General features: G+C 43.3%; 12 protein-coding genes. 9 read left to right on the plus strand and 3 right to left on the minus strand.

What is annotated here, in order from left to right; genetic code table 11:
- Window positions 1-36: 36 nt before the first annotated feature.
- Both AC1DOV_RS01820 and AC1DOV_RS01825 read left to right on the plus strand, forming a co-directional pair.
- A complete protein-coding gene (locus AC1DOV_RS01820) occupies window positions 37-930 on the plus strand; it encodes a carbohydrate ABC transporter permease (RefSeq protein WP_477549010.1) in 894 nt (297 codons plus the stop codon).
- Between the two features lie 64 nt (window positions 931-994).
- On the plus strand, window positions 995-2,602 hold the full coding sequence (locus AC1DOV_RS01825; RefSeq protein ID WP_477549218.1) for an extracellular solute-binding protein: 1,608 nt from the start codon (window positions 995-997) through the stop codon (window positions 2,600-2,602).
- 63 nt (window positions 2,603-2,665) lie between these two features.
- On the opposite strand, the gene AC1DOV_RS01830 is transcribed toward AC1DOV_RS01825, so the two are convergent.
- The 3 genes from AC1DOV_RS01830 to AC1DOV_RS01840 all read right to left on the minus strand — a co-directional run bounded on the left by AC1DOV_RS01830 (window position 2,666) and on the right by AC1DOV_RS01840 (window position 5,536).
- Window positions 2,666-3,646, minus strand: a complete 981-nt coding sequence (locus AC1DOV_RS01830) for an alpha/beta fold hydrolase (RefSeq protein WP_477549011.1) — start codon at window positions 3,644-3,646, stop codon at window positions 2,666-2,668.
- A 282-nt stretch (window positions 3,647-3,928) separates the two neighbouring features.
- Window positions 3,929-4,633, minus strand: a complete 705-nt coding sequence (gene deoD, locus AC1DOV_RS01835) for a purine-nucleoside phosphorylase (RefSeq protein ID WP_076271628.1) — start codon at window positions 4,631-4,633, stop codon at window positions 3,929-3,931.
- A 186-nt stretch (window positions 4,634-4,819) separates the two neighbouring features.
- Window positions 4,820-5,536, minus strand: coding sequence for a Crp/Fnr family transcriptional regulator (locus tag AC1DOV_RS01840; protein WP_076271627.1), 717 nt, complete (start codon window positions 5,534-5,536; stop codon window positions 4,820-4,822).
- A 142-nt stretch (window positions 5,537-5,678) separates the two neighbouring features.
- Here AC1DOV_RS01840 and deoB point away from each other — a divergent pair, with 142 nt between their 5' ends.
- The 7 genes from deoB to AC1DOV_RS01875 all read left to right on the plus strand — a co-directional run bounded on the left by deoB (window position 5,679) and on the right by AC1DOV_RS01875 (window position 13,684).
- On the plus strand, window positions 5,679-6,878 hold the full coding sequence (gene deoB / locus AC1DOV_RS01845) for a phosphopentomutase (protein ID WP_477549012.1): 1,200 nt from the start codon (window positions 5,679-5,681) through the stop codon (window positions 6,876-6,878).
- Window positions 6,879-6,898: 20 nt separating this feature from the next.
- Window positions 6,899-7,936, plus strand: coding sequence for a BMP family lipoprotein (locus tag AC1DOV_RS01850; RefSeq protein WP_339206548.1), 1,038 nt, complete (start codon window positions 6,899-6,901; stop codon window positions 7,934-7,936).
- Window positions 7,937-8,008: 72 nt separating this feature from the next.
- Window positions 8,009-9,544 (plus strand): ABC transporter ATP-binding protein, encoded by a 1,536-nt coding sequence (locus AC1DOV_RS01855; RefSeq protein ID WP_076271624.1) that lies wholly within the window; start codon window positions 8,009-8,011, stop codon window positions 9,542-9,544.
- Window positions 9,537-10,607: an ABC transporter permease gene (locus AC1DOV_RS01860; RefSeq protein ID WP_477549013.1), complete on the plus strand. Its 1,071-nt coding sequence runs from the start codon at window positions 9,537-9,539 to the stop codon at window positions 10,605-10,607. Before AC1DOV_RS01855 ends, AC1DOV_RS01860 begins: the two co-directional genes overlap by 8 nt.
- Before the next feature lie 3 nt (window positions 10,608-10,610).
- Window positions 10,611-11,564, plus strand: a complete 954-nt coding sequence (locus AC1DOV_RS01865; RefSeq protein WP_477549014.1) for an ABC transporter permease — start codon at window positions 10,611-10,613, stop codon at window positions 11,562-11,564.
- Between the two features lie 14 nt (window positions 11,565-11,578).
- Window positions 11,579-12,865 carry an NCS2 family permease gene (locus AC1DOV_RS01870; RefSeq protein ID WP_477549015.1) on the plus strand — a complete coding sequence of 429 codons (1,287 nt, stop codon included), beginning with the start codon at window positions 11,579-11,581 and terminating at the stop codon, window positions 12,863-12,865.
- A 498-nt stretch (window positions 12,866-13,363) separates the two neighbouring features.
- The gene (locus AC1DOV_RS01875; RefSeq protein WP_441877949.1) at window positions 13,364-13,684 is read left to right on the plus strand and encodes a hypothetical protein; all 321 of its coding nucleotides are present in this window, start codon (window positions 13,364-13,366) and stop codon (window positions 13,682-13,684) included.
- Window positions 13,685-13,979 lie beyond the last annotated feature (295 nt).

Here is a 13,979-nt window from a genome sequence, read left to right on the forward strand (position 1 = left end):
GAAGCAATCGCTATCAGCTAACTGTAGGAGGTACCCATGAAAATCAAAGACGACAATTATATGAAATGGTTTAGACTCATCGCTTTTATAGTCATCCTCATTTCAACTGTAGCCTGCTTGTTTCCGTTCCTGCTCATTATATCTGCTTCTTTTACGCAAAATGAAGCCATTATAAGAGATGGCTACCATCTCATTCCAACCGTGTTTTCATTTGAGGGTTATGCGACGGTGTTCCGTTTTCCGAAGCAGGTATTGCAAGCCTATGGCGTGACCACGCTAACCACGGTTATCGGCACGACGCTTGGGTTGTTCCTGATGACGATGGCAGGATACGTCCTGCAGCGCAAGGATTTCAGATATCGCAATTTCTTCGCTTTTATGATTTATTTCACGACGCTGTTTGGCGGCGGACTGGTGCCTTGGTACATCCTGATGACCAAGTATTTGAAGCTGACTGACAAGCTTGAAGTGTTGATATTGCCGGGTCTTATGACGCCTTTCCTTATTATTCTGATGAAAAACTTTATCCGCTCGGCAGTACCGGATGAGGTTATTGAATCCGCTAAAATCGATGGCGCAAACGACTTTACCATTTATAGCCGAATTGTGCTTCAGCTGTCGATGCCGGGCATCGCAACCGTAGGTTTGTTCCTGGCGCTTCATTATTGGAATGACTGGTTCACTTCCTCGTTGTTTATTAACGACACGACGAAGTACCAGCTGCAATATTACTTATACAACGTTATTAATGCAATGAGCTTCGTTGCGCAAATGGGCTCGGGAACTGGCGTCTCGCTAGGCTCCGACATGCCGACGGAATCAACGAAGATGGCAATGTCCATTATCGTTACAGGACCAATCCTGTTCCTGTATCCGTTCGTGCAGCGTTATTTTGTAAAAGGATTGACGATTGGTGCGGTTAAAGGTTAGAACTAGACAAGGGATCAATCATTCCACGTTTAGCTAACATAGATAAGAACTTATTAAAGGGAGGATTCACATGACTAAGAAAGCAGCAAAAGCGGTCTCCATGTTTCTATCCATCATCGTGCTTATTACAGTACTAGCAGCTTGCGGATCGAATAACAATGGAAATAGCGGCAGTAGCGCCACCGATGCTCCAAAAGACACAGAGGGTACAACTAACGAAGGCGCAACGAATGAAGGCGGCGAAAAATCAGGTATCGATACGTCGAAAAAAGTGGAATTGCAATTTTATATGTTAGGCGATGCTCCTAAAGATATCGCTTCTATTCAAGAGCAAGTCAACAAAATGGCAATGGAAGATTTGAATGCTACCGTTAAATTCAACTACACGTCTTGGACAGATTGGGATCAAAAGTACAAGCTATTGCTTGGATCAGGCCAACAGGTTGACTTGATCTTCACAGCGGATTGGACGCAATACCAATCGTATGCGAAGAAAGGCGCTTTCCAAGCGCTCGACAAGATTCTTCCCGTAGCAGCGCCTACGCTTAACTCTTACGTGCCAGCAGATATGTGGGAAGCTGTAAAAATCGACGGACAAATCTACACGGTTCCAGCTACGTACAAGGAGTATGTAACGGATGGTTTTGTATGGCGTGAAGATCTTCGCGAGAAATACAATCTACCTACTCCTGTAGATATTGCAACGTTCGAGCAATACCTAGATGGAATCAAGAAAAATGAACCAACGGTTACACCGCTTTCGATGAACTCGGATGTGAAAACAAACCTAATGGACCGTTTCATAGGTATTTCCCACTCTCCAGTTGGTGCGCTGCCATACGGTATCGGCATCGACTATGCAACACCTAATGAAGTACATTCCTACTGGGGTTCAGATGAGCAAGTTCAAGATTTGACGGTAATGAAGCGTTGGCAGGATAACGGCTACATGGTGAAAAACGTGCTGGCTGTTAAAGATACGCTGCAGGATCAAATCACAAGCGGCAAAGCTGCAGCAATTATTGGGGACAACCCGACTCGCTATAATGATATGGTTATCAAAATTCAAGCAACTCACCCGGATTGGAAGCTGGGCTACCACCCATTCCCAAAAACAAATGGAATTGCAACGCCAGTTCACCCGATCCACAACGGATTCGCTATTCCAGCTAGCAGCAAAAACGCTGAGCGCGCGCTTGCGTTCTACGAGAAGCTGGTTACGGACAAACGCTACAACATGCTTACGCAATACGGTGTAGAAGGCAAAAACTATGAAGTAAAAGACGGTTATTACTCGATGATCGGCGATTCGAACTCGAACGGCTTCCCTCGTGAGGGAATGAACGGTTGGGCTTGGAGAAACCCTGAGTACATGCTGTTCGACAAAAACTATGATGGTGTAAAAGCGATCTTCGACGAGCTTGATAAAATTCAAGTGCCTGATAAATTCACAGGTTTCGCAGAAGATTACACACCATACCAAGCAGAGAGAGCAGCACTTGAGCAAGTCGAGAAACAATACTTGTTCCCGCTGAATGCAGGTCTCGTGAAAAACGTAGAAGATGGCGTGAAAACGTTCATGGAAAAAGCAAAACAAGCAGGCCTTGAGAAAATTCAAGCGGAATACACGAAGCAATGGCAAGCGTATGTTACGGAGCAAGGCATTAAATAAGACCGTTTAAGAAAACAGATCATTCCTCATAGGAGGATGATCTGTTTTTTTGTTATAGCTAATCTATTCTAATGCTTCAGCATGACCCGCCAATTGAAGCAGCTCATCAACAACAATGCCTGGCTGATAGCTATGAAGGGAGTGGGAGCTGCCTATCACGATGGTTTGCTTGCCGGAAACAGACCATGAAGGAAGCGCTGCTTCACTGTCTGCCCATGACTGATCATCGTCCAGCTTGCCAAAATAGTCCGCAGTCAATACGGTAATGGGAATTTTCAGCGGTTTTCCTCCCTCAAGCACCATTTTGGCATTCTCTCGGCTTTGGCTCATTTCATCCGTCATATTTCGGTTTCCAGTCCTTAGCAGCAAGGCTTTGCGGTTTAATTCCTTCAGCTCCTCCGGCAATAGCTTTTCCCCGTTGCTTTCATCGGATAGCCATTTTACGAAGCCATCCATATGATTCAAAGCCCGCAGTATGCCAAATGTCCGGAGTCCTTTTTGCATCCAAGGAATAAGAGTAAGCTCCGGGCTGGACTTGTAATATTCAGGACTTCCGCCCTCTATAAGCAGAATGCCATTCACTTCTTCTGGAAAACGTTGCGCGTACCGGATAGTTTCCAGAGAGCCCATTGAATGGGCGGCAAAAATATAAGGCGGCTTCTGCCCAGAGACCTGAAGCAGCTCATGAATCTCGTCGGTAATCATGTTGATGTCCCGCTTTCTGTCTGTCATATCACTGTATCCGTAACCGAAACGGTCATAGACCACAATCTTCACATGCTGCTTCAGTCCTTCATACAAAGGATAAAAATCGGCATAGGGATTCGTCGTTCCCCACCCTGAAGCGAAGACGATTGTTGCATCACCTGTACCTTCCGAATAGAGATGCATTTTGCTGCCTGCTACATTATACAGTTTCCCGGTAGGTTTATATGTTTTTCGGTCCTGCTTGGAACCGTACCATTGATAAGCGGCTCCGAGACCTGCCAGCACCACAAGAATGACGAGCAGGGAAAACATAATTTTGCGAACAAACCTCCACATGTTTAGCTTCTCCCTCTATATAAAAATTACCATATTTATCTAATATATAGAGATCTAAAAGAATTTAAAACGGACTTTAGTAAAGGGGATGCCCCGTCTTTGGTCTGGTCAGCTGACTGTAAGAGCTAAGGGCCGTAATGTAGTATGAAAGAATTGAATTCATCGCCATGTGGGCTTTATGCAGAGAAAGAGCTCGATTCCGAAGTGGAATCGAGCTCCTTATTTTTAATCCAATGTATAGGTTGATGAGCTGTGACAGGTTTCTGACTGTTAGTTAAGGATCTATTTAGCTACGGTTTCTAGAGCGACTTCAATCATATCGTTGAAGGTCGTTTGTCTCTCTTGTGCAGTCGTTTGTTCTCCAGTAAGAATATGATCACTTACCGTTAGGAGGCTGAGACCTTTTACGCCGAATTTAACTGTTAAATAATAAAGTGCGGCTGTTTCCATTTCTACTGCCAATACGCCATGGCGGCCTAGCTTGGTCACGGCATCTTTGTCTTCTGTGTAGAAAACATCAGAAGATAGCACGTTACCTACGCGAAGGTTAAGGCCTTTGGCCTCTCCAATTTCATAAGCGGTCTTAATTAGGTCAAAGTTTCCAATCTGAGGGAAGTCAAACCCAGGGAATTGGTTGCGAATGATAGCCGAATCGGTAGCCGCTGCTTGCGCAATAAGAACATCGCGGAGATTCACATCATTTTGAATCGCGCCACATGTTCCGATACGAACGAGATTTTTGGCACCATAATCGTTGATCAATTCTTGAATATATATGGACGCAGAAGGCATACCCATTCCTGTACCTTGAATCGATACACGGTTGCCCTTATATGTGCCTGTAAAGCCTAACATGCCACGTACATTGTTGTAACAGACGACATTTTCGAGGAAGGTCTCCGCAATATACTTTGCGCGCAGCGGATCTCCAGGTAATAAGACGGATTCTGCAATTTCGCCAATCTTTGCTTCAATATGAAAACTCATGTGAATTCCCTCCAATGTTTCTTATCGTGCATCACAAAAAAGAATGCACGAGAATCATAGCATGATTCGATATCCACATTATGTTAAAGGGATTACTTAACTTTTGTGAACTGGTTCACAAAATAACTGTTAGCGCAGTTACGGAAATAAAGCGCTGTCATTTGTATTATTAGGTGCACGGCATCGTTAAATGTTATGCCACTTACGCATTGCAGGAAGCTCTTCGGTTTCATTACAGATCGATTCTATCATTTCCTTATCAAGGAGGTATAAGTACTTATCACGAATGTCGATCAGTCCTTCGGCTTGAAACTCACCCAGCGTTTTGGAGATGGATTCTCGCGTGACTCCGAGCATGTTGGCGAACAAGGATTGATTAATTTTTAAATCGATTTTGTATGCGTTATCACTGGCGACTCCATAGTTGTAATAGAGATCCATAATGAGATTAACTACTTTTCCACGTACGTCATGGAAGGTCAAATAACGAATCATGCGATTGAGCATCCGAGTTCGCTCTACAAGAATTTTGTAAGCGTTTCGCAGGATGGAAGGATATTGATCTACAAGCTGCAGGAAATCCCGTTTTGACAGCAGCCAAACGTTAACGTCTTCTAAGGCTTCTATGGATGAGATCCGATGATTATCGCTGGAGAGGGCTTCTACTTCTCCAATGATATCGCCGGCACTAGTAATACTCAGAACGACTTCTTTTCCTTCGTACATGCGATAAATCTTGATCATACCTGAGCGAATAAGATAAACCTCGTCACTTTGGTCATTTTCAAACATTAGAACATGGTTCTTCTTGAACCGTCGTTCTTTGAGCAATGGGGTTATTTTTTGCAATTCATCCTTAGGAATGTCCGAGAAAATCGAGATGTCTGAGATGTTGTCGATCATAAGAATTTTCCTTTCGCATTTCAATATTTAAGCAACTCTTAGGTAAGAGATTGCGAAACGGCTAGAAACGTATTGTAGCACGGATTGGGTGGAAAATAGCAATGCATGGCCTTAGCTTTTTTTTGAGAAATGAGGTGTATTTATGAAATTCGAGCGAATAAGCGTGATAGTGCTGGATAGTGTTGGTATCGGTGAATTACCGGATGCTGCAGCTTTCGGAGATGAAGGCAGCCATACCTTAGGACATATTTGCGAGCAAGTACCGGACATGAAGTTACCAAATCTTACAGCTATGGGTCTAGGTAATATTGCACCACTGGCTGCCATCTTGAAAGCGGATAAACCTCTAGCATCTTATGGCAAGATGGCGGAGGTATCCGTAGGCAAAGATACGATGACGGGTCATTGGGAACTCATGGGACTCGAAGTAAAGGTGCCCTTTCAAGTTTATTCCGATGGATTTCCAGCGGAATTGATTGAGAAGTTCGAAGCCTTGACCGGTCGCAAGGTGATTGGAAACAAGCCGGCTTCTGGAACTGAAATTTTGGACGAGTATGGAGAAGAGCAGCTCCGAACGGGCGCATGGATTGTTTATACTTCCGGCGACAGCGTATTCCAAATCGCAGCTCATGAGGATGTTATTCCATTAAATGAGCTATATCATGCATGTGAAATTGCGCGTGAGCTAACTTTGAATGATCCTTATGTAGTTGGCCGAGTCATAGCGAGGCCTTACATCGGTGAGCCGGGAGCTTATAAACGTACACCTAATCGGCATGATTATGCACTCAAGCCATTTGGAGAAACCGTGCTTGATCATCTGAAAAATGAAGGCCTCGATGTTATTTCGGTCGGGAAGATCAACGATATTTTCACAGGGCAAGGAATTAATGAATCCTATCCAACAAAGAGCAATTTGGATGGCATCAAGGCAACGATTAAGCTGCTGAATCGGCCTTTCCACGGATTGTTATTCACAAACTTAGTTGATTTTGATTCTTTATATGGCCATCGTCGCGATCCTAAAGGATACGCAGCCTGCCTTGAAGAGTTCGATCAGTATGTACCAGAGCTTATGCAGCAAATGGAGGGCAACGATTTACTTATCATTACGGCTGATCACGGCAACGACCCAACTGCGCCAGGAACGGACCATACCCGTGAATATGTACCTATCTTGATTTACAGCCCATCGTTAGTAAAGGACAGCATTTCTATTGGCACAAGAAGCACATTTGCTGATTTAGCTGCAACGATTGCAGAAAATTTCATGGTCACTAAACCAGCTATCGGGGAAAGCTTCTTGGAATTGTTAGTAAATCAAACCAATAACGAGGAATAAAACATTAGGGGGAATTTACAATGAAAAAAACAATGAAAGCATTATTGCCTTTAATACTGATTTTTACGTTAGTCATAACAGCATGCGGTCAAAAAAGCGATACGGGTAACGCAGGGGCTGCAGGTACAGATAATAAACAAGAGCTTAAAAAGCTGAAAGTCGGAATGGTTACTGACCTTGGCAGTGTAAATGACAAATCCTTTAACCAAAGTGCTTGGGAAGCGTTGCAGAAATTAAAGAAGGACTTTGGTTTTGAAGTGAAGTACCTGGAACCAAAAACAGATGGCGATGTTGTTCCTAACTTAAATCAATTTGTCAAAGCAAACTATGATTTAACGTGGGCAACTGCTTTTACTTTAGCTGATGCAGTAACACAGCTATCCAAAGAAAATCCAGATAAGATGTTTGGAATTGTCGACTCTGACCTTGTGCTCCCGAATGTAGCCGCTATCTCTTTTAAAGAGCAAGAAGGTTCGTTCCTTGTTGGTGTTATCGCAGGTTTAACGACAAAAACAAATAAAATCGGCTTTATCGGAGGCATGGATATTCCCGTTATTAAACGATTTGAAGCGGGCTTCCGCGAAGGGATAAAAGCTGTAAATCCAGATGCAAAATTAATCGTTAACTATACAGGGCTATTCAACCGGGTAGATATGGGGAAATCTGCAGCTTCTACCATCTATAACGATGGTGCAGATATCATATTCCATGCAGCAGGACTAACAGGCAATGGTGTATTTAATGAAGCGAAGGAACGCAATAGCAAGGGCGGAAAAGTATGGGTCATTGGCGTGGATAAAGATCAATCTTTAACCTTCGGAGATGATGTTACATTAACTTCGATGATCAAAAAAGTAGATGAGGCTGTTTACCAAGCTTCAAAAAAATTAGCTGAAGGTGATTTCCCAGCGGGTAAAGTGACATTAATGGGCCTCAAAGAAAATGGAGTCGATATCGCTCCAAATTCGAAAACGAATGTTGCACCGGAGGTTCTTGCCAAGGTCGAGGAATATCGCACGAAAATCATTAATGGTGAGATCGTCGTACCGGAAAAATAATGCGATTTCGTCCCCTCTTCTATCATTGTTTTAGATAGGGTGAGGGGACGAATATTTTGGGGAGGGTCTTATATGACTAAGACAGATGTCGTGTTAGAGCTGAAAGGGATAACCAAAAGATTCCCCGGCGTAGTCGCTAACGATTCGATTAGCTTGCAGCTAAAGCGTGGAGAAATTCATGCTTTGCTCGGGGAAAATGGATCAGGGAAATCCACCCTAATGAGTATCGTATTCGGATTATATCAGCCAGACGAAGGCGAGATTCATGTAAATGGGAAGCATGAGCTGATGGATAGTCCAAACAAGGCAATTGAGCTTGGAATTGGGATGGTGCATCAGCATTTTAAATTGGTAGAGCCTTTTACGGTAACGGAAAATATCATTCTCGGGATGGAACCCAAAAAAGGGATGAAGATTGATATTAAAGGAGCAAGTAAAAAGGTTAAAGAACTATCTGAACGTTATAAGCTTGATGTTGATCCAATGGCAACCATCGAATCGATCAGTGTAGGGATGCAGCAGCGCGTAGAAATTTTAAAAACACTATACCGTGGAGCAGATATTCTAATCTTTGATGAGCCTACTGCTGTGTTAACTCCACAAGAGATCACAGAATTACTGGCAATTATGAAGCGTCTTGTCGCTGAGGGAAAATCTATTATCCTCATTACTCATAAGCTTAAGGAAATTATGGAAATAGCAGATACTTGCACCATTATTCGGCGCGGTAAGCGGATTGAAAGTGTGGAAGTAGCATCGAGCGATGCGCAGCAATTAGCGGAAAAAATGGTAGGCAAAGAAGTTAATTTTAAAACTGCCAAAAGAGCAGCTAACCCGAAAAAAGCGTTATTAGAAGTAAAAAATTTGGTGGTTACAGGCAGTAACGGCAAGGCCGCTGTTAATAATCTCAGCTTCTCCGTACGGGCGGGCGAGATTGTCGGTATTGCTGGTGTAGACGGCAATGGACAGTCAGAGCTAATCGAAGCTTTAACAGGTATGCAAAGCATACGTTCAGGTGAAATTTGGCTGCAAGGCAAAAGCATCGCCAATCTTGCTCCGCGTACGATTTCTGAAGCGGGAATGTCACATATTCCGCAGGATCGGCATAAACATGGACTCGTTCTGGACTTTTCTGTCAGTGAAAATACAATTTTGCAAACGTATTATCAACCAGAAATAAGCAAGCATGGTTTTATTAATAAGAAAACGATGGATGACATGGCAACGCGGTTAGTGAACGAGTTTGATATACGCACACCAGGCATTGATACATTCGTTCGTTCGATGTCAGGAGGAAACCAGCAAAAAATCATTATCGCACGCGAAATCGATAAAAATCCGCAGGTCTTAATTGCGGCTCAGCCTACGAGAGGGCTGGACGTAGGCGCGATTGAATTTGTGCATCAGCAGTTAATCGCAGAACGTGATCAAGGCAAGGCTGTTTTGCTGATTTCGTTTGAATTGGATGAAATACTCAATGTAGCAGACCGTATTTTGGTCCTATTCGGCGGACAAATGGTTGGAGAAACCACGCCAGAAACAACAAATGATCAGCAATTAGGAATGATGATGGCAGGCAAGCATGAAGGAGAAGGCATCCATGAATAAAATAATGAGTATTTTCAAACGGGAATCTGCACTTATCCCTCTTGTTGCCATTGTTATGGGTTTGCTATTAGGCGCCATTATTATGTGGATTGGCGGCTACGACCCAGTGCTGGCCTATAAATCTCTAATCGATAAAATATTCGGCAGCCGTTACGATTTTGGAGAAGCTATGCGTACGATTGTACCGCTTATGATGAGCGGCTTGGCCGTAGCGATCGCTTTTCGTTCTGGCATGTTTAATATTGGCGTAGACGGTCAGATTATTATGGGATCGCTCGGCGCCTTAATAGTAGGCACACAGTTTAGTCTGCCACCTGTGCTGCATGCGCTGCTGGCTGTCCTAGTTGGCGCCTTGCTTGGCGGGATGTGGGGAGCGCTAGTGGGTTATATTAAGGCAAAACGTGGTATTAACGAAGTGATTACCAGCATCATGCTTAATTTTATTGCGCTTTATTTGGCGAATTATATTATTCGGACGTTCATCCCGCAAGCAGGTACACAACGATCCGCCTTGATCCATGATTCTGCCAGTATTCAGATTAGCTGGCTCTCTGAGCTGATGGATGGCGCACGTATCCACTGGGGATTTTTGATTGCGATTGTTGCGGTTATTTTTTACCACATCTATTTAACCAAGACCACATGGGGTTATGAGCTGCGGGCAGTTGGGCTTAATTCTGATGCTGCAAAATATGCAGGAATGAAGGTTTCGAATGTTATGGTTCGTACCATGTTTATTTCAGGCGTATTTGGCGGTTTGATTGGTACCTTTGAAGTGTTAGGCGTGTTCAACTATGTGGCTATCAACTCGGTTTCATCTGGTCTAGGTTTTGATGGTATAGCTGTAGCTTTGCTTGGCGGCAATAGCGCACTTGGCGTATTCCTCTCCGCGTCCCTGATTGGGGGCCTTACCTATGGTTCGCAAGGCATGAGCTTTGGAGCAGAGGTGCCAGGCGAAATTATTCGGATGATTATTGCATTTATTATCTTTTTTGTTGCTGCCCCAGGTATCGTTAAGTTGCTTTTCCGGACGATTAAACTAAAATCAAAGAAGAAGGTGTGACAGATGGAGGTAATTGGCAATTTACTAAATGGGACGCTCGTATTCTCAACTGCCCTTATCTTTGCTGCACTCGGTGGACTCATTTCCGAACGCTCGGGAGTCATTAATATTGGACTGGAAGGGTTTATGGTATCGGGAGCCTTCTTCTCTGCAATAACGACTCATTATGCGGAAATAGCGGGCTTTGGCGGTTTCTCCCCTTGGTTAGGCTTGCTTGGAGCCTTCCTATTTACCATTATCTTTTCTAGCATTCATGCAGTCGCCTCGATTACATTTAAGGCGAATCAGGTTGTAAGCGGAGTTGTTATCAATATTCTCGCAGCAAGCTCAACGTTCTTTTTCGTAAAATTACTTTTTGACGGCTCAGCAGAAACACCGCTTCTAACGACTGTATTTCATAAGGTGACGATTCCTTATTTAAGCGATATTCCGTTCATTGGCAATGTGTTCTTCAATGCCTACCCGACTACGTATATTGCCATTGCATTAGTCATCACCCTATTTTCTTATTTGTTTAAGACCTCAGGTGGACTAAGGCTTCGTTCTGTTGGTGAACACCCAAGCGCGGCAGATACGGTTGGAATAAAAGTAAATCGCACGCGCTACATCGCTGTTATTTTAAGCGGATCACTTGCAGCTCTTGGCGGAGCAACGATTGTTCTTACCTCAAATGGCAACTTTGCTTTTAATACCATTTCAGGACAAGGCTATATTGCGCTTGCGGCTGTTATTTTTGGAAAATGGAATCCGATTGGAGTGATGCTTGCTTCACTATTTTTTGGTTTAGCCCAAGCAGCAAAGGACCAATTGCAAATCTTTGATTTTGCTGCTAGCATTCCAAATGAGTTCTTCTATATGTTTCCATACGTCTTAACATTACTCGTTTTAATTGGAGCAGTAGGGAAAGCTCGTTCACCCAAAGCATTAGGGGAACCCTATGATGTTGGGAAACGATAAAGGTGGTTATACACTTGGGAAGTCGATTGCAGAAAATGTTCCATATTGAAAAAGAAAACACGACGGTACGTACGGAGTTAGTTGCAGGAACAACTTCATTTATGACGGTTGCCTATATCATTGCGGTCAATGGCGCCATCTTGCAGCTAGCCGGCATGCCTTATGAAGCAGCTACGATTGTTACAGTAATCTGCTCTTTTATCGGTTGCATGCTGATGGCACTTTGGGCAAAATCACCGTTAATTCTCGTCCCTGGGATGGGAGACAATGCATTTTTTGTTTTTACTTTGGTATTCTCGTTAGGACTTACGTGGCAGCAAGCACTTGCAGCAGTATTTTTGGCGGGCATTGTATTCATGTTAACTGCGGTAACGAAAGGGGCCGACTATCTATCGCGCTCGATTCCGACGTCGATGATTAACGCCATGACCGCCGGTATTGGTCTTTTTATTGCTTTTCTAGGCTTGAAAAATGGGGGGATCATCGTTGCGAGCGAAGGAACTTTCGTTACTTTGGCTAAGCTGAGTGATCCTTATGCCCTAACGACGATATTGACTTTATTGATTGCGATACCGCTTTTCATGCGAAATGTAAAAGGCAGCTTCTTAATTGCCATTATCGCTGGTACAGGCATTGGCGCGCTGCTTGGTATCGTCGATTTTTCAACTCTACGTGATTTTAGTATTTCCTTTAATGGGTACGGAGAGTTGTTTTTTGCCTTGGACTTTAGTGGAATCGGCACGCTTAATTTTTGGACAGCTGTTTTTTCGTTATCGATGGTCATTATTTTTCAAAATATGGGCGCCCAGCTTGGCATGCTTCCAGACAAGGCGAAGTTCCGCAGATCCTTTCAGGCTAACTCTGTATCGGTAATTAGTGCAGGACTTCTGGGTTGTAGTCCGATGACGACAGCAGCTGAGTCTGCAACAGGCATTGCATCAGGCGGGAGAACGGGGCTAACCTCTTTTACAACGGGAATTTTGTTTATTCCTGCTTTGTTTATGATCCCTCTTTTCAAAATAATTCCAAACAGCGCGATTGCACCTGTACTCATCATTGTTGGCTGCCTAATGTTTCAGAGCATTAAGGAGATTCCGTTCAATGATTTTACAGAAGCTTTTCCTGCTTATCTGATGATGGCAATTATGGCGCTATCCTTTAGTATCGCAAACGGGATTGCGTTTGGCTTTATTGCCTACCCAATTCTGAAGCTGGTCACAGGCCGAAGAAAAGAAGTATCGATAACGATGTACGTCATCGCATTTTTCTTCTTGCTTTATTTTATTTTGGGATCGATTTAAGTGGAAAAAGGTATCTCGAATGATCCATTTCATTGACGATACTTCCCTTTGATGGGGAAGCGCGGCAGCGGTCGCTGGTATGGCTTGATAGCCGCAGCCCCCTTGTTATCACCCTGATTGATTGGAAAGTACGCTGGCAACAGGCATTTTCATTTAATGACAGAAGTAGTTCGGATACAATATGCAGGATTTGAATACATCGCTAAGAAGGCAATATGCCTTCGGCGGTGTATTTTTTATGCTCTGAATCAATAGGGAATTAATAGGATGCTGCGGAGTGGCATAATACAATCACGTTTTTTGGGATTTACAAGATTAGAAGAACTTCTCGATTCCATAGAAGATGCAAACATGGGCTCTGACGAGGGTAGAGGAGATGTAATACTTTTGTAATAGTTTACTAATGATTTCGAAAGTGTATTGTTCTTGGATGGTTAGCAATGTTCGATACGATTGGTCCGTAGAAGAACAATAGGATATTCCAAGGAGGAGATTATTTTGAAAAAAAGTATGTTGGCTTCACTAATACTAGGGGGCATGTTGGTGTTAAGCGCATGCAACGCGAATAATGATAACATGGGCAAAGAAAACTCTCAAACGGAAATGAAAGACGAGATGAAGTCCGATGAGATGAAGACTGACGAAATGAAGTCCGAAGAAATGATGACTGATGAGATGAAGACTGACAATATGAAGAAAGATGAGATGAAGTCCGACGAAATGATGACAGACAAGATGAAATCGGATGAAATGAAAACTGACGATATGAAGAAAGATGAAATGAAAACGGATGAGATGAAGACTGAAGAAAAGATGTAATGGGGATTGGTGAAATAACTAGGGAGATGATTCAGCAAAGTATCTGTTTGGCAAAGCTCACATAAAACCCGAACTTGGAAGTTAGATAGCAGAAATGCAATGAAAATAATGGTTAGTACGATTTTGGCGGCTATAGGAGTGGTGATTCGGTTGCACAAACTGCAACGGATGAAGCTATATAAGAACTAACAAGCATTATTGGATGGTCTTTAAGGTGTGTTGTGCTATTTCAAAAAATTCCTCCGCCTAATGGCGGGGGAATTATTGCTATAAAAGACAGCTATACTCGTATCCG

The organism is Paenibacillus sp. 01T47 (assembly GCF_056398245.1).